The sequence below is a fragment of the Kosakonia cowanii JCM 10956 = DSM 18146 genome (assembly GCF_001975225.1).
In the GTDB taxonomy this organism is placed as follows: domain Bacteria; phylum Pseudomonadota; class Gammaproteobacteria; order Enterobacterales; family Enterobacteriaceae; genus Kosakonia; species Kosakonia cowanii.
Window position 1 is genome coordinate 4,041,451 of record NZ_CP019445.1, and the last position, 15,989, is coordinate 4,057,439.

The 15,989-nt window shown below is 57.9% G+C and carries 13 protein-coding genes; all 13 read right to left on the reverse strand.

Annotated elements, in window-relative coordinates; genetic code table 11:
• Positions 1-167 precede the first annotated feature (167 nt).
• On the reverse strand, positions 168-1,307 hold the full coding sequence (gene bglB, locus BWI95_RS19185) for a beta-galactosidase BglB (RefSeq protein WP_076770062.1): 1,140 nt from the start codon (positions 1,305-1,307) through the stop codon (positions 168-170).
• Positions 1,308-1,317: 10 nt separating this feature from the next.
• Positions 1,318-2,892: an MFS transporter gene (locus BWI95_RS19190; protein WP_076770063.1), complete on the reverse strand. Its 1,575-nt coding sequence runs from the start codon at positions 2,890-2,892 to the stop codon at positions 1,318-1,320.
• Positions 2,893-3,183: 291 nt separating this feature from the next.
• Positions 3,184-3,597, reverse strand: a complete 414-nt coding sequence (gene flhE / locus BWI95_RS19195) for a flagellar protein FlhE (protein WP_076770064.1) — start codon at positions 3,595-3,597, stop codon at positions 3,184-3,186.
• Entirely contained in the window at positions 3,597-5,675 is a 2,079-nt protein-coding gene (gene flhA / locus BWI95_RS19200) for a flagellar biosynthesis protein FlhA (RefSeq protein ID WP_076770065.1), read from the reverse strand. The genes flhE and flhA overlap by 1 nt, the downstream gene beginning before the upstream one ends.
• Positions 5,668-6,819, reverse strand: a complete 1,152-nt coding sequence (flhB, locus tag BWI95_RS19205; protein WP_076770066.1) for a flagellar biosynthesis protein FlhB — start codon at positions 6,817-6,819, stop codon at positions 5,668-5,670. The genes flhA and flhB overlap by 8 nt, the downstream gene beginning before the upstream one ends.
• Positions 6,820-7,029: 210 nt before the next feature.
• The gene (gene cheZ / locus BWI95_RS19210; RefSeq protein WP_054803260.1) at positions 7,030-7,674 is read right to left on the reverse strand and encodes a protein phosphatase CheZ; all 645 of its coding nucleotides are present in this window, start codon (positions 7,672-7,674) and stop codon (positions 7,030-7,032) included.
• Between the two features lie 11 nt (positions 7,675-7,685).
• The gene (gene cheY, locus BWI95_RS19215) at positions 7,686-8,075 is read right to left on the reverse strand and encodes a chemotaxis response regulator CheY (RefSeq protein ID WP_023480048.1); all 390 of its coding nucleotides are present in this window, start codon (positions 8,073-8,075) and stop codon (positions 7,686-7,688) included.
• 16 nt (positions 8,076-8,091) lie between these two features.
• Positions 8,092-9,141, reverse strand: a complete 1,050-nt coding sequence (locus BWI95_RS19220) for a protein-glutamate methylesterase/protein-glutamine glutaminase (RefSeq protein ID WP_023480154.1) — start codon at positions 9,139-9,141, stop codon at positions 8,092-8,094.
• Positions 9,138-10,007: a protein-glutamate O-methyltransferase CheR gene (gene cheR, locus BWI95_RS19225; RefSeq protein ID WP_023480021.1), complete on the reverse strand. Its 870-nt coding sequence runs from the start codon at positions 10,005-10,007 to the stop codon at positions 9,138-9,140. The genes BWI95_RS19220 and cheR overlap by 4 nt, the downstream gene beginning before the upstream one ends.
• Before the next feature lie 125 nt (positions 10,008-10,132).
• Positions 10,133-11,794 carry a methyl-accepting chemotaxis protein II gene (tar, locus tag BWI95_RS19230; RefSeq protein ID WP_054803259.1) on the reverse strand — a complete coding sequence of 554 codons (1,662 nt, stop codon included), beginning with the start codon at positions 11,792-11,794 and terminating at the stop codon, positions 10,133-10,135.
• Positions 11,795-11,884: 90 nt separating this feature from the next.
• Positions 11,885-12,847: a Csu type fimbrial protein gene (locus BWI95_RS19235; RefSeq protein ID WP_054803258.1), complete on the reverse strand. Its 963-nt coding sequence runs from the start codon at positions 12,845-12,847 to the stop codon at positions 11,885-11,887.
• Positions 12,847-15,240 carry a fimbria/pilus outer membrane usher protein gene (locus tag BWI95_RS19240; RefSeq protein WP_076770067.1) on the reverse strand — a complete coding sequence of 798 codons (2,394 nt, stop codon included), beginning with the start codon at positions 15,238-15,240 and terminating at the stop codon, positions 12,847-12,849. The genes BWI95_RS19235 and BWI95_RS19240 overlap by 1 nt, the downstream gene beginning before the upstream one ends.
• Positions 15,216-15,980 carry a fimbrial biogenesis chaperone gene (locus BWI95_RS19245; protein WP_076770068.1) on the reverse strand — a complete coding sequence of 255 codons (765 nt, stop codon included), beginning with the start codon at positions 15,978-15,980 and terminating at the stop codon, positions 15,216-15,218. Before BWI95_RS19245 ends, BWI95_RS19240 begins: the two co-directional genes overlap by 25 nt.
• Positions 15,981-15,989 lie beyond the last annotated feature (9 nt).

Here is a 15,989-nt window from a genome sequence, read left to right on the forward strand (position 1 = left end):
GCTATGTACCTCAACGCCGGATGGCGGCTGCGCCTTATCCGGCCTGCGCCATCATTCAGGCCGCGTAATCCGTAGGCCTGATAAGCGAAGCGCCATCAGGCAATAACGCCCGGAATACCTCCCCAATAAAAAACCCCGGCTTGCCGGGGTTTTCTTTTTCATCGCACTCAAAAATATTTGCGCAGATACTCGGTCAAACAGAGCATCGCCATCGCCTGGCCATAGGGCATGGAGGTTAATGGGATCTGGCGATAAAACTCGAGATCGCTGCCCATTCCTGTGCCGAATGAGACCTGCAACAACTCCCCTTCTGGTGAGATATTTTCGACGATCGCCTTCACCGCCCGCTCGGCGACCGGCGCGTAATCGGCACTGATATAACGCTTGCGCAAGGCCTTCAGCATGCCATAGGCAAACCCGGCGGTGGCGGAGGCTTCCAGATAGGAGTCGGGATCGTCCAGCAGCGTATGCCACAGCCCGCTCTGATGCTGACATTTTGCCAGCGCCGCTATCTGCGCATTCAGCACCTGCACCAGATAACGGCGCACGGCGTTATTCTCTGGCAGATCCACCAGCTCGAGAAAATCAGGAATGACGATTGTCAGCCAGCTGTTGCCACGCGCCCAGCGCGCTTTTGCGAAGTTGTGCATCCCGTCGTAGTTCCAGCCGTGGAACCACAGCCCCGTTTCGCGATCCATCAGATTCTGCACATGCAGCAGGAACTGATAGACCGCCTCTTCCACATACTCCGGTTTGTTGAGCAATTTGCCGATTTTCGCCAGCGGCAGCACCGTCATCATCAGCGTGTCGTCCCACATCTGCTGGTGGTTCTCTTCCGCCAGCGTGATGTGCTGCATGCCGCCGTGATCGGTGCGCGGCATCTCACTCATCGCCCACTCTGCCCAACTCTCCAGCCAGGGTAGAAACGCCGGGTTGCGCGTCTCTTCATAGCGGTACGCCAGCGTCAGGAACGGCGCCATGGTATTGACGTTTTTGGTGGTTGCCCCCTCGGCAAAGCGATCGGCAAACCAGCTATCAATCACGCCAAGAATATCTTCATCGCCGGTCTGGCGATAATACTGATACATCCCATACAGCCCGACGCCGTGCGTCCACTCCCATCCGGCCCAGCCTTTAGTGTCAATCACACGACCATCGTCGAGACGGAGTAAAAATTCGCCGCTATCATCGTGAATATTGACGAGATTGTGCGTCACCTTGCGGATCAACGCTTTCAGTTCATCACGGGCGATAAAACGCTCTGGCTGACGCAGTAACGGGCTCTGTTTGACAGGCCAAACCTTCATAGTATTAACCTCAGTTATAAGTCGATTTCAGATGCGCCTCTTCCAGCGTGGGCGCAGCCGGTTTATTGCGATTCAGAAAACCAATGTTGTTATTGCCCCACAGGGATTCATACGGCATCCCCGCCAGCATCTCGACCGTTTCACGCGCCTCTGGCGTGATGTTCTCCGGCATTGCGCGGCCGTTCTGGCGCATTTTTGCCGTCTCTGCACGCAGCACGCTGTGGGTTTTCAGGTTGAGCTTAAAGCGCAGGGAGACGAGGAAACCGCAGCAGAGCACGGCGACGGTGCCGAAACACATGACCATCAAAATGGTGTGGCTCACTTCCGGCAACTGGGTTTTCTGCCCGGAGACAAAACCGGAGGCCTGCATCACAATGCCCACCAGCATCACTGCCCCCGCCTGCGAGGCTTTACGGGTCAGGGTCATGATCCCGGCGAAGATCCCCTCGCGGCGCTGGCCGGTCACGACTTCATCAATATCGGCAATATAGGTGTAGGTATTCCATGGCACATAGTTGATGCCCCCGCGTCCCAGACCCGCCACGGCAGAGATCAGCAGTAGCAGCGAGTAGACATCGCTTAAGCCGGCGTAGTAGAGCACCGCATAGGAGATGGCACTGAGGCCAAACAGCACCACCACCATGCGGTAGGAGGGTGCCGGTCCGAAGCGGATGCAGAGCGGGATCATTGCGATCACCGCAATGAACTGGAAAATCGCCATCGTGCCGAGCAGGTTCGAGGCTAATGACGCCTCCTGCATCAGCACAAACACCACGTAGTAGGTGAAGACGGCGTTAAACACATCCTGGGCGATATAGCCGCCGAGATACATGCCAAGATGCTGGCGGAAAATCTTAATGCGCAGCGTCGAACTCAGTTCCACCACCAGCCGGCGCAGGCTCTGCCCGAGCGTCAAACTCTTCTTCTCCTCTTCAGCACGCAGCGCCGCTTCTGTCCACTCTTCACGCGGGCGCTCCCAGGTAAAGATCCAGACAAAGGTCAGCATAATGGCGCACAGCACCGAGAAGACCAGGCTGGCATAAAAGAAGGAGACGGCGTTGTCTTTACCAAAGTGCGTCAGCAGCACGCCAGGCAGAAACGAGGCGAGGATCGCCGACATTTGCGCCATAGAGATGCGCGCACCGGAGAATTTGGTTTTCTGTTTGAAATCATCGGTCATCTCCGGCACCAGCGTCTCATACGGGACCAGGATCATGGTGTAGACCACGTCAAACAGCAGATAGGTAAGCAGGTAATACCAGAAGCTCATATCCCCTACCCACATGATTGAGTAGCTAAATACGCAGGGAATACCGAGCAGAATAAAGAATTTACGCCGACCAAAGCGCTTGCCTAAGCGCGTCGAGCCAAAGTTATCGGTGAGGAAGCCCATCAGCGGGCTGACCACCGCATCCAGCACCCTTGCGGCGGCGAAGATAAAGGTCGCTTCAATCGGCGTCAGGCCGCAAAAGGTGGTGTAGAAGTAGAGTAACCATGCGGCGGTAAGCGCCGTCGTGCCTGCACCCAGAAAATCGCCCGACCCGTAGGCAAGGTAATTAGCCAGTCCAATTTTTTGTGTTTTCATTGCCGTCAACCCTGTTCATTTTGGGGGACCTTTGACGATCCGGCTGAGTCAAAGGAATTTCTTACACGGCTAAAGTAAGGGGATGCGCAAGGGGAAACCTTTCTGTTTCTGCCATCAACATGCGCTATCTGGCAAAAATGCAAAGAGTGCCAATACTCGCTTCACTGATTTATAAAACAGCGTTTCTTTTGCATCAAAAGGAGAGGTCAAAATTGCGGGGCAGATAGCAAAATCCCGCGCGAACGGCGGGATTGTCGATAGAAAATTGAGCTAACTGATTGAGTTTACAGCTCAGGGCTGCGCCGGAGGGCGGCGATAGTTGACGATAACCTGGTTGCTGCGCACCGTCAGCGCGGGCCATAAGCGCCCGCCGCCCGGCACTTCCCAGACATAGCGCAGCGGCTCAAGCGCCGGGACACCATTAAACGCACGGGTAGTGCCACTCTGGCCATCCAGCGCAACGCAGCGCGCCTGTGAACAGAGGCGCACAATCAGACCAGCAGGCGTCGGGCCATTCAACTCGTAACGCCAGGAGACATCAGTCATCAGCCCGCTAACCGGCTCGGTGGGACCGAGCTGCGATGAGGAGGCAACCACGCCACGGTTGGCGAGCGTGATGCCGATACTGCTCGCCTGCCAGGTTCCCTCACCCATGGCGTGCGCCAGCATCGGCAGTGTGAAAAGCAGTAAAGCGAGTTTGCGCATTATTTGCCTCCGATGGTCGCGGTCATGCGAATGCTGCGGTTGTCGGACATCTCCATATTCGACAGCACCACCAGCTGTGGCAGGCTGCGGCGCAGGAAGCGGGCCAGCAGCGGACGCAGAGCATGGTTGACCAGCAGCACCGGCGGCGCGCCAAGCATCTCCTGGCGGGAGAGCGCTTCCTGAGTCTGTTCCAGCAGACGATCCGCCAGACCCGGCTCGAGGCCGCCACCGCCCTGCAGGGCTTGTAACAACAGGCGCTCCAGCGGGGTATCAAGACCAATCACCTGCACTTCACCAGTGCCAGGGAACCACTGCTGGGTAATGGCGCGGCCCAGTGCCACACGCACCACGGCGGTGAGTTCGTGCGGATCGTTTTGCAGCGGTGCATGCTCGGCCAGCGTTTCCAGAATGGTGCGCATATCACGGATCGGCACGCGCTCTGCCAGCAGGTTTTGCAGCACTTTATGCAGCGTCGTCAGCGTCACCACGCCCGGGACCAGATCTTCAGTCAGCTTCGGCATCTCCTGGCTGACGCGGTCAAGCAGCTGCTGCGCTTCCTGACGGCCAAACAGCTCAGGCGCGTACTGCCCAATCAGGTGGTTAAGGTGGGTCGCGACCACAGTACTCGCTTCCACTACGGTAAAGCCCTGGATCTGCGCCTGCTCTTTCAGGGCGCTCTCAATCCAGATTGCCGCGAGGCCAAAGGCCGGATCGACGGTCGCTTCGCCCGGCAGGGAGCCTGCCGCCGTGCCAGGGTTAATCGCCAGCCAGCGCCCCGGATAGGCTTCGCCGCTGCCAATTTCTACACCTTTCATCAAAATACGGTAGCGCGCAGGCGGCAGATCCATATTGTCACGGATATGCACCACCGGCGGCAGGAAGCCCATATCCTGCGCAAATTTCTTACGAATACTGCGAATACGCCCAAGCAGTTCGCCATCCTGCTGGAAATCGACCATCGGGATCAGGCGGTAGCCCACTTCCATCCCGAGGTTATCTTCCAGCTGCACATCGCTCCAGGTGGCTTCCACCGCCTGGGTATTCTCTGGCAATTTCACCGGCGCGGCGTCCAGCGGCGCTTTCTCCTCTTTGCCACGCAGCCACCAGGCAAGCCCCAGCAGCGCGGCGGTAAAGAGAAGGAAGACAAAGTTTGGCATGCCCGGCACCATGCCGAGCAGACCAAGTACGCCGGCGCTCAGCATCATGACGCGCGGGTTGCTGAAGAGCTGGCCCACCATCTGCTGGCCAACGTCCTGATCGGTGCTGACGCGGGTCACGATAACGCCCGCAGCGGTAGAGATCACCAGTGCCGGGATCTGCGCAACCAGGCCATCACCGATGGTCAGCAAGGTGTAGGTTGAGCCCGCATCGCCCATCGACATACCATGCTGGATCACACCGACCATCAGGCCGCCGATGACGTTGATCACCATGATCAAAATCCCGGCGACGGCATCACCACGCACGAATTTACTCGCACCGTCCATGGAGCCGTAGAAATCCGCCTCCTGGGTCACTTCGCTACGACGACGCTTGGCCTCTTCTTCGCCGATAATCCCGGCGTTAAGGTCGGCGTCGATCGCCATCTGTTTACCCGGCATCCCGTCCAGTACGAAACGCGCACCTACTTCAGCGATACGCCCCGCACCCTTGGTGATAACCATAAAGTTGATGATCACGAGGATGATAAAGACCACGATACCGATGGCGAAGTTACCGCCAACGAGGAAGTGGCCGAACGCTTCCACCACGCGACCTGCCGCCGCGCCGCCGGTATGCCCTTCCATCAGGATGATACGGGTGGAGGCGACGTTCAGTGCCAGACGCAACAGCGTGGTGAACAGCAGAATGGTCGGGAAGGCGGCGAATTCGAGAGTGCGCTGGGTGAACATTGCCACCAGCAGCACCATGATCGACAGCGCAATGTTAAAGGTAAACAGCAGGTCGAGGACAAACGCCGGCAACGGCAGCACCATCATCGACAAAATAAGCAATATGAGCACCGGCCCGGCGAGCACTTGCCACTGGGTCGATTTCCAATTGTTCGGCAGACGCAGTATTGCCACCAGATTAGCCATCAGTGTCCTTCTCTTTCAAAAAGTCCAGCGCCTCTGGCACCGGGAGATTCTCAGGTTTAACAGGTCGTTGTCCGCCGGACAGACGCCAGCGTTTCAACTGCCATACCCACGCCAGCACTTCGGCAACTGCCGCATAGAGCTGGCCCGGGATTTGCTGACCAATTTCAGCGTGACGATAGAGCGCACGCGCCAGCGGCGGTGCTTCAAGGATCGGCACGCGGTTTTCAGTGCCCAGCTCACGAATACGCAGCGCCACGGCACCCGCGCCTTTGGCGACCACTTTCGGCGCGCTCATTTTGTTCTCGTCATACTGCAGCGCCACGGAGTAGTGCGTCGGGTTAGTGACAATCACATCCGCTTTCGGCACGTCCGCCATCATGCGACGGCGGGCGGCGGAGCGCTGCATCTGGCGAATACGCCCCTTCACATGCGGGTCGCCTTCGCTCTGTTTAAATTCGTCGCGAATATCCTGGCGTGACATGCGCAATTTTTTCAGGTGGCTGTAGATCTGCCAGAAAACGTCGAAGCCGACCATCGGGATGATGCTCAGCGAAACCAGCAGCGCGCAGAGCCCGGCAAGGTTCATGGCGCTGGCCATCGCCGTCAGCGGCGATTCGCTCATCAGGCGCATCATGTCAGGCCAGTGATGCCAGAGAAACAGACCAGCAACACCGCCCATCAGCAGGGCTTTCATCAACGCTTTAACCAGCTCTGCGCCGACCTGGGCAGAGAAGAGACGTCCAATACCGCTGATCGGGTTAAGTTTGGAGAACTTAAACGCCAGCGTTTTGGTGCTGAACACCAGCCCACCCAGCATTACCGGTGCCACCAGCGCGATAATTACCACGCCGACCAGCAGCGGCAGCATGCCGATCAGCGCCGTCTTCAGCATGATGATGATTTGGCCGAGGATCAGGTTCTGGTCGCTAATAATCTTGTGATCAAAACGTAACCCGGAAGAGAGCACCATGGTGAGACGTTGACCAAACGACGCGCCGCCAAACCAGAGGATGCAGACGCCGACCAGCATAATGAGCACCGAGGTCAGCTCTTTGGATCGCGGGATCTGCCCCTCTTCACGCGCTTTTTGCAACCGTTGCGCGGTGGGCGATTCTGTTTTGTCGTCGTTATCTTCAGAGGCCACGTTCAACGTCCGGGGTTACAGGTGTGACGTCATATTGCCAGAGTCAAGCGGGTCTAATGGGCGGAGTAAGGCATAAAAAGAGGGGGTTTTCGCCTTTTGGGCAGGAATGATTCACGCGCAGGCCACGTAAAAGGGGTAAGAGTACGTCTGTTTTTGAAAAAGCGGGAAGGCTCTCCCCTTCCCGCTTTTAACGCCACATCTGATGCGAAATCAGAAGCCGAGGCTGTCCAGCAGATCGTCCACCTGATCCTGGCTTGCCACAACACCCGCTTTGGTCACGTCGAGTTGTGGGCCATTCAGCAGGCTGTCGTTTTCACGTTTCGGACGCGCGGACTGCTCCGGCATGTTCTCCAGCAGCACCATCAACAGCTGGCGCTCAATCTCCTGGATAACATCCATCATGCGCTTGATAACCTGACCGGTCAGATCCTGGAAATCCTGCGCCATCATGATGTCGAGCAGTTGGGCGTTGGTAAAGCTGGTGTGACCCGGTACTTCCGCGAGGAACTGACGCGTGTCGGTAACCAGTTCACGGGCATCGGTCAGCTCGATCGGGTTTTCAAACCACTCATCCCAGCGTTTGGTCAGCGCTTTCGAGCCTTTTTCCATCTCATCCTGGTGCGGCTGTGAGGCTTCAACGCTGTTCAGCGCGCGCTCTGCCGCCTGGGCGGTCATCTGCACCACATAGTCGAGACGGTCACGGGCATCCGGAATCGCTTCCGCTGCTTCAGCAATCGCCTGGTCAAGACCCAGTTCGCGCAGGCTGTCGCGCAGCATGCGCGTCAGGCTACCAATGCGGGCAATGATCTCGCTGGGTGAATGCTCTTCCGTGGGTTTAATTGAAGGTTGCATCATTTGTCCAGTCCTCACATGCCAAGTTTCTCGAAGATCTTGCCAAGCTTCTCTTCGAGGGTTGCCGCCGTGAATGGTTTCACCACATAGCCGCTTGCACCCGCCTGCGCTGCAGCAATGATGTTCTCTTTTTTCGCTTCGGCCGTGACCATCAGCACCGGCATAGAGGCCATGTTGCTGTCTGCACGAATGGTTTTAAGCAGTTCCAGACCGTCCATGTTTGGCATGTTCCAGTCAGAGATGACGAAACCAAAACCACCGGCCTGGAGTTTATTGAGCGCATCAACGCCGTCTTCAGCTTCTTCGACGTTGTTGAATCCCAGCTCTTTTAACAGGTTGCGCACAATTCGACGCATAGTGGAAAAGTCGTCCACAACCAGAAATCTGAGCTCTTTGTCCGCCATATAACTTCACTCCTCGTTAAATACGTATTGCCTGTCCGGCACTGATTTTCGCCAGCATCTGCTGGCTTACCTGGCTAAGATCGACCACTTCGCTGACGCCACCCATATTGATGGCCTCACGCGGCATGCCGAACACCACACAACTTGCTTCGTTCTGTGCAATGGTCCAGGCGCCCGCCTGGTGCATCGCTAACATCCCGGCGGCACCATCGTTGCCCATGCCTGTGAGAATAACTCCCACGGCGTTGCGCCCCGCATGTTTCGCCACCGAATGAAACAACACATCAACCGATGGCCGGTGCCGGTTTACCGGCGGGCCATCGTGAATTTTAATCTGGTAGTTGGCACCGCTACGGGCCAGCTCCATATGCTTATCACCAGGCGCAATGTACGCGTGCCCTGGTAATACACGTTCGCCGTCTTCTGCCTCTTTCACGCTGATCTGACAGAGCTTATTCAGGCGTTCAGCAAACGAACGGGTAAAGCCCGGCGGCATGTGCTGCGTAATCAGAATACCGGGACTTGAGAGCGGCAATGGCTGGAGTACATGGCGAATTGCCTCTGTTCCGCCCGTTGACGCGCCAATCACCAACAATTTTTCCGAGCTAAGCAGCGGACCGGCTTTTAAGGTTGCCGGTGCCGGCATCGGTTTGTGCGCCGCGATACGGGCGCGCGATGCAGTGCGGACTTTCTCAGCGATCATTTCGCTGTAGGCCAGCATGCCTTCGCGAATGCCGATTTGCGGTTTGGTGACGAAATCAATCGCCCCCAGCTCCAGCGCGCGCAGCGTCACTTCTGAGCCTTTACCGGTCAGCGAGGAGACCATCACCACCGGCATCGGACGCAGACGCATCAGTTTTTCAAGAAAATCCAGCCCATCCATGCGCGGCATTTCCACGTCCAGGGTTAAGACATCCGGATTGAATTTCTTAATCAAATCCCTCGCCACTAACGGATCCGGCGCGGTTGCCACCATCTCCATATCGCTGTGGCTATTGATAATTTCGGTCATGATTTGCCGCATCAATGCGGAATCATCGACGGACAACACCCTGATTTTACTCATGCTTTATCCTTACTCAGCGCATAAACTGTTTGCCCACGCAGGCTAAACTCGCGCACGAGGTTGCTGAAATTCTCCGAATGCCCGGCAAACAGTAATCCGTCCGGTTTAAGCAGCGGAGCGAAACGATGCAGAATGTCCTGTTGCGTCGTTTTATCAAAATAAATCATCACGTTACGGCAGAAGATCGCGTCAAACGGTCCCGGAACGTTGTACTGCTTATCCAGCAGGTTGAGGGTGGTGAACTCAACATAGTTCGCCAGCTCCTGGCGTACACGCACCAAGCCCGCGTGCGGCCCGGTACCACGCATGAAGTAGCGCTGCATCTGCTGCGGCGAGAGCGTTTTCAACTCATCAAGCCGGTAGATGCCACTGCGTGCTTTCTCCAGCACTTCGGTATCGATATCGCTGGCAAAGACTTTGAAACGGCCAGGCGCCATGCCCAGCGCATCGGCGAGAGTGATCGCCAGCGAGTACGGCTCTTCCCCGGTTGAGGCCGCCGCGCTCCAGATGCGATACTCCCCTGTGCGCTTACGCGCATGCTCAGCCAGCACCGGAAAGTGGTGCGCTTCGCGGAAAAATGCCGTGAGGTTGGTGGTCAGCGAGTTGATAAACGCTTGCCACTCGGCGCTGTTCTGGTTCGCTTCCAGCATGCTCAGATAGCGGCCAAAATCATCTAACCCCAGCGTGCGCAAGCGGCGAACGAGGCGGTTGTAGACCATGTCGCGTTTATGATCGGCAAGAACGATCCCGGCGCGCTGGTAAATTAATTGGCATATCCGACGGAAATGCGCATCGGATAGCGCCAGGCGCTGGGTCATCTGCTGCAATATTGATGACGTTTGCCCGTTAGGGATAGATGTTGTCATAGCGCCTTCTCAACTCAGTTCAGGATGCAACGAGCACGGCTTTTGGCGGTGCCACTTTTGTGGTGTGACATATTTTTCATCTTTATTCTGATACCGGTCGTGACCACCCGGCGTTGCAACCCTGCTTAAAACGTTTCCCAGTTCTCTTCTTTCCCGGCAGCAACCGCCCGGCTGCGTGCCGGAGCAAGCGTCGTGCTCATTGCCGGTTGCCGTGCGGCCTGCGCTTTACCCACTGTCGCGGTCAGGCGGAAGGCGGAAACGGCTTGCGTCAGTCGGCTTGCCTGCTCCTCCAGCGCCGCCGCCGCGGCAGCGGACTGCTGCACCAGCGAGGCGTTCTGCTGGGTGACGCGGTCCATCTCGGAGACAGCCAGCGCCACCTGATCGATACCGCGGCTCTGCTCATCAGAAGCGGAGGCAATCTCGCCCATGATGTCATTGACGCGCGTTACCGCGTTGACGATATCGAGCATCGTCTCCCCTGCACTTCCAACCAGTACAGAACCGGTATCGACACGGGAGACAGAATCTTCAATTAAAGATTTAATCTCTTTGGCAGCGTTCGCACTTCGGCTGGCCAGATTGCGCACTTCGCCAGCCACTACCGCAAAGCCGCGACCCTGCTCACCGGCGCGCGCTGCCTCCACCGCCGCGTTAAGGGCGAGGATGTTGGTCTGGAACGCAATGCCGTCGATAACGCTAATAATGTCGGCAATTTTCTGCGAACTGTTGGCGATCTCATGCATGGTTTTCACCACGCCATCGACCACTTTACCGCCGCGCTCGGCGGTTTCAGAGGCGCTCTGCGCCAGCAGCGAAGCCTGACGGGCGTTTTCGGCGTTCTGTTTCACCGTTGCGGTCAGCTCTTCCATGCTGGCAGCGGTTTGCTCCAGCGCAGAGGCCTGCTCTTCGGTACGCGAGGAGAGATCGTTATTCCCGGCGGCGATTTCGCTGGTGCCGGAGTAGATCGCATCCGACCCCTGACGCACATTAGTCACGGTGTCGATCAGCGCGGTCTGCATATGGTCAACGCTCTGCGCCAGCTCGGTCATCTCGCTGCGGCCATCAATGCGCAGCGTATGGGCAAGATTACCGCCTGCGATTTCACGGATATGGGCAATCACCGAGGAGAGCGGCGAGAGCAGAATACGGCGGATGCCATACCAGACGCCGGCCAGCACAATCACCAGCGCCAGGGCGAGGATCGCCATCTGCCATTTGGCGAAGGTGTAGTCGCTGACGCTCTGCTCCCAGGCATTACGGTAAAGGCTGTCGCTCAGGGTGGCATAGTTGCTCATCGCCGCGCCGAGGGCGTTTTGCATCCCCTGGGTCGGCTGCGCGAGGAAGCTGTTCATATTGCCGCTTTCGAGGAACTGCACCAGCTCGCTCAGGGCAGCGTGGTAAGTCTGGTATTTCTCATCAAGGGCCTGGCGCGCACTATCCATCTCCGGCATGGTCGGCAGTTGGCGGAAGACGTCGTAATGTTTGGCAGCATCGGCCAGCGATGCTTTCGCGCTGTTAAGCAGATCGGTTTTGGCACTGCTCTGCTGGTTGTTCGGGTCGAGCAACATCCGCGCGGAGGAGCGGCTCAGGTTGATACGCGTTTGCAGCATCAGCTCCCAGGCTTTGCCCAGTTCTGTTTGTTGCATACGCAGATCGTTGGAGACCGCAAAACTTTGCTGGTTCTGCTTAAGCGACGAAAAAAAGAGTCCGCCAGAGACGAGCTGAAGCAGGGCAAAGACCACCAGCACACTCATAAGCAGAGTAACGACGCGGATACGGTTCAACATGCAACAAACACCTTATTGATGAGTTATTAACGGTGTTATCGGCATCCGGCCTGGGAACTTTACATTTGCGAAAAGGAAATAAATTTGCGCTTAAAACACAATATCCACCGTCAAGGTATCGCTGTAGGTTCCGCCAGGCGGCGTCGTCTGCGTTGTCAGCACCCGTGCGGTGTAGTTATAGGTGCGCAGCAGGCCATCGGCACTCATCTGCGAAGAGGCACTGCTGGCCCAGCGCTCCGCCCCGATACTGCCCCAGCGGCTGGTGGTGCCGGCTTTGTAAATCTCATAACTGAGACGATTGGTGCCGCTCGCCATATTACGCACGCTGCCGTTGGCGTAGAGACCGTTATTAATGCCGACAGTGTAACTGCTCCCTTTAGTGCAAGTAATGGAGACAGATTGCGAAACAGTGGGGAAATTTCGCACCAGCGGCGCGCTGCCAAAGTTAACATTCGGCGCGCTGATGGTGGTGCAATCATTGGTGATGGTGCCGGTTAATAGCAGGCTGGTGATCGCCGTGCCTTTCTGCGAAGAGAAACAGATGCCAAGCACGCCGTTGGAACAGACATCGTAGGCGACACTAAAGTTAAGCGTCACCTGGTAAGGCCCGGCGCTGACATTTTGCCCCGGCACCGTCATAAAGTAGAGCGGTAAGGTATAGGTGCGCGAGCCGAGCAATTCAAGCAGCGCCGCACCGCTCCAGGTGTAGCTGTTGCCACCAATGTTTATTTCACTGTTGTTGGCGCAGTTGGCCTGGCCGCAGAGCCGCACCGGAATGGTATCGGTGATAGCGGCGTTATCACTGCGCTTCATTGCCGCCCGGTTGGTTGCCGTCACCGTTGCTCCCGTCAGCGTTAAGGTGATGGAGTCGTTGGTCAGCAGGTTGAGTACCGCATCACAGCGCACCACCAATCTGCCGGTGGTGGTTTGCGCCCCGGCATTAAGGACAAAGGAGGTGACGGTGCCGAACGCGGCATTAACGGTGCTGACTGTACAGGCCGACCAGGCCGGGGCCGCACAGAGCAGCAGAAACAGGAAAAGTAGCCGACGCATTATGGATTCCTCTGGCAGGTAAGCGGCCCGTAGGTCTGCAATTTATGTTCGGGGTTGGCGCTAAGAGTGAACTCGGTTTTACACTCTCCCCCTTCCGGCAGGCGGACAATGAGCGGGTTGATGTTTTCAAGATTCTCCAGCCAGGCGATACCGTCATACCCCACCACCGCAGGCGCTTTACCGCGGCGCTCCACCTGGCTGCCAACCGGGATTGCCAGCCCCTGCTCATCATGGAGGATGACGCTGGCGACGCGCTCCTGCACCATCGGGAACTCAATCAGGTAACCGCTCTGGCGGCGTAACGCGACTTTGCGCTCCGTATTCTTAAGCTGGGTATCGGCGGGAAGGTTCAGGGTGTTGATGCTGTAACTCGCCGGATAGTAGGCCGACACGCCGCTCACCAGCAGGTAGCCATTTTTATCCGTTACGCCCACCGGCTGGTTTTCATAATTGACCGGTACGCCAGCATTGCCGCCGGTGCTGATCACCGCGAAGGCATCGTTGATGCGGTTAGCGGCAAACAGCTGTCCGTCCATCAGCACCACGGCACCAATCGTTTCCCCCCACCAGGTCATCTTGCCGCGTTCGCCATAGCCACCGCCCTGCAATTCAACGTTGTTGTTGCGCCAGCCAAGCGTGCCCTGCTGGTAGCTTCGCGCCTGCGACTGGTGCGCCAGCGACATATTCCAGCTCAGGCCGCCGTCGGTGGGCATTGCATGGCTGTAGTTCACGCGCTGCGTCGAACCGGCATCCGGTGTTCTCTCCATACTGAAGGCGGCGCTGTCACGCTCGCCAATCGGGATCTGCACCGAGAGGCCAAAGGTCCAGTCGCCCCGCTGGTTATCGCGGCTGGCAGCAAGGTTCATGCTGCTGCTCCCCCATAAATTGCGGCTCCAGGAGAGGTTCAGCAGCTCGGTTTTTTGATTGTCAAAACTGCGCACGCCGATCCACGCCGCGCCAATGTTGCCAAAGTCGCCCATATTGAAAGAGAGCGAGTACTGGTCGGTATTGCGGCTGTAGCTGGCGATGGGCCAGCGCCCGTTCTGGCGCATATCGTCGTAGCTGGCGCGCTGATCGTAGAGCGCCAGGTTGCCAAACTCGCGGTTGCGGCGGCTGTGCTGAGTGTTGATGCTAAACAGGCTGGTGTTGTATTGATAACCCCAGTTGAGCTGGTTGCCCGCATCGCCGAACATCCGACTCTCGGTCCAGGCGCCATTCACCACGCCGAGGCGGCCCAGCCGGACAACCGCGCCTGCGCCGCCGAGCGTCAGCGATTGCGCTCCTTCGGCGTGCCCCTCCAGCGTTAACCAGTCCGTAACGCCATAACGGTATGAGCCGCTACCCACCAGCGGGCCGTAATCAAAATTTTCAATGCCGTAGTTGCGGCGTAACGAACCGATGGTGATCGCTCCATCGCTTAGCCCCGGCTTTAACAGCTCGCTGGCGACATAAAACGGCAGCGTGGTGCTGACGCGCCGCCCGAGGGCATCGGTAGTGACCAGTACCGCATCCCCCGCGCCGTTGATATAGGGCATGTTGGTCAGGGTAAACGGCCCCGGCTGTAGCTGCCGGTTACCGGCGCGATAGCCGTTAATAAACAGGTCAACCGAGGTGGGTACCGCCGCTTCGCCGGAGAAAGAGGGCAGCGGCCAGGTGACGAGATCGGGGCGTAATGTGAAGTCGCGGCCGTAACGAATACCGCCGACGCGCACGCTGCTGCTCCAGCTGAGGGCTTCCGAGATCACATCCCCCACTTCCCACTGCGTGGCATCCTCTTCGTTATTAAACATCAGCGAAGTGTCATAGCGCATGTAGCCCTCCCGCTGACGCAGCGAACCGCTGAGCGTCTGGCGCAGCGCGCCGGTGGAGGAGAAGACCGCATTGCCACTAAAGAAGCGAAACTCATTCCATAACGCCGCCTGGCTGCCAATGTGTTCGGTGGTGCTGGTATAGAGGTCGTAGTTGAACACCGCACCGCGGCCATATTTTGGCTCGCTGCGCCGACCGCCCTCATTGAAGGAGGTATAGCGTGCCGGAACCCACGCCTGCGGGACAAACAGCAGCAAGCGCTGCCCGGCGCTGTCATACTCCACGCGCACGTTGGGCAGCGTAGATACATTGACCTCGCCCTCGGGTAGATGATCCGGCGGCAGCCCGGCGTGGAGCAGATCGGCACGCTTAAGAAAAAAATCGTTGAGCCGCCGCGTCACCGGCACCACCTGCTGGGTGTCGTAATAGTTGATCACCAGCGCGAGGTGAAATTCCGCCTGCTGGTTGATGCTCTGCGCATCCGGCGGCGGCGGTAAACCATCATCTCCCGGCTGCCCCCAGGCGGCTGCGCCGGGTAACATTATTGCGGCTGCAATAATCAGTTTCCTGCTGACGACTGCCATTGCTCATCCCGTGCGTTAATCGATGCCTCCAGCGCCGATGGATTGCTTACCCCGGCAGGCAGAGGCCAGCGCCGGGCACTGTGCGGCAACACATACCCTAACAGCCCGTCGGCGACCTGCCGCATCTGCCCACCCTGGCGCACGCGCACTTTGCTCAGCCGCACGTGGATATCATCATCATTGCGCACTTCCAGTTGCGCCTGGCCGCCTTCACGCACCACGCGCCAGTGTAATTTTGCCGGTTGTACAAAGGCGTGGTGCGCCCCTTCGGCTTCCGTTTTAACGCCCTGCCCATAGACAAACAGCGGGATCGAGTAGCGCATCTGTAGCTTGAGGCCAATCTTCGGTTTGTTCGGATCGTCCGGCTGCGGGATCTCGTCGACAATAATGCGGTAAGCCTGCTCTTTGCCGGCCGGGATCGCTGCCTGCTTAATCAGGCGAATCAGCTGCTTGCTTTCGGGTGCTATCTGCACAATCGGTGGGCTGGCGACCACATCGCCCTGCTGCTGGTAACGCTCAAGCCCGCCATCTTGCGTCCAGCGGACAATACGCACCTGCATAGTGGTTGGGGTTTCGCCCTGATTCTGGATCCACAACTCGGTGGCGTTGGTGGTTGCATCCAGCCAGGGATCGATCGGCCAGATCAGAATGGTGGCTGCTGCCTGCGCGTTTCCCGCTGTAAGGGTCAACGCCCCCGCCAGCATACATCCTGCCGCGCGGCGGCCCAGGTTGACATTCATTCCCTCTCC

Coding starts and splice junctions, on each gene's coding strand:
- bglB (WP_076770062.1), bottom strand. CDS start 1,307: ATGAAGGTTTGGCCTGTCAAACAGAGCCCGTTACTGCGTCAGCCAGAG.
- BWI95_RS19190 (WP_076770063.1), bottom strand. CDS start 2,892: ATGAAAACACAAAAAATTGGACTGGCTAATTACCTTGCCTACGGGTCG.
- flhE (WP_076770064.1), bottom strand. CDS start 3,597: ATGCGCAAACTCGCTTTACTGCTTTTCACACTGCCGATGCTGGCGCAC.
- flhA (WP_076770065.1), bottom strand. CDS start 5,675: ATGGCTAATCTGGTGGCAATACTGCGTCTGCCGAACAATTGGAAATCG.
- cheZ (WP_054803260.1), bottom strand. CDS start 7,674: ATGATGCAACCTTCAATTAAACCCACGGAAGAGCATTCACCCAGCGAG.
- cheY (WP_023480048.1), bottom strand. CDS start 8,075: ATGGCGGACAAAGAGCTCAGATTTCTGGTTGTGGACGACTTTTCCACT.
- BWI95_RS19220 (WP_023480154.1), bottom strand. CDS start 9,141: ATGAGTAAAATCAGGGTGTTGTCCGTCGATGATTCCGCATTGATGCGG.
- cheR (WP_023480021.1), bottom strand. CDS start 10,007: ATGACAACATCTATCCCTAACGGGCAAACGTCATCAATATTGCAGCAG.
- tar (WP_054803259.1), bottom strand. CDS start 11,794: ATGTTGAACCGTATCCGCGTCGTTACTCTGCTTATGAGTGTGCTGGTG.
- BWI95_RS19235 (WP_054803258.1), bottom strand. CDS start 12,847: ATGCGTCGGCTACTTTTCCTGTTTCTGCTGCTCTGTGCGGCCCCGGCC.
- BWI95_RS19240 (WP_076770067.1), bottom strand. CDS start 15,240: ATGGCAGTCGTCAGCAGGAAACTGATTATTGCAGCCGCAATAATGTTA.
- BWI95_RS19245 (WP_076770068.1), bottom strand. CDS start 15,980: ATGAATGTCAACCTGGGCCGCCGCGCGGCAGGATGTATGCTGGCGGGG.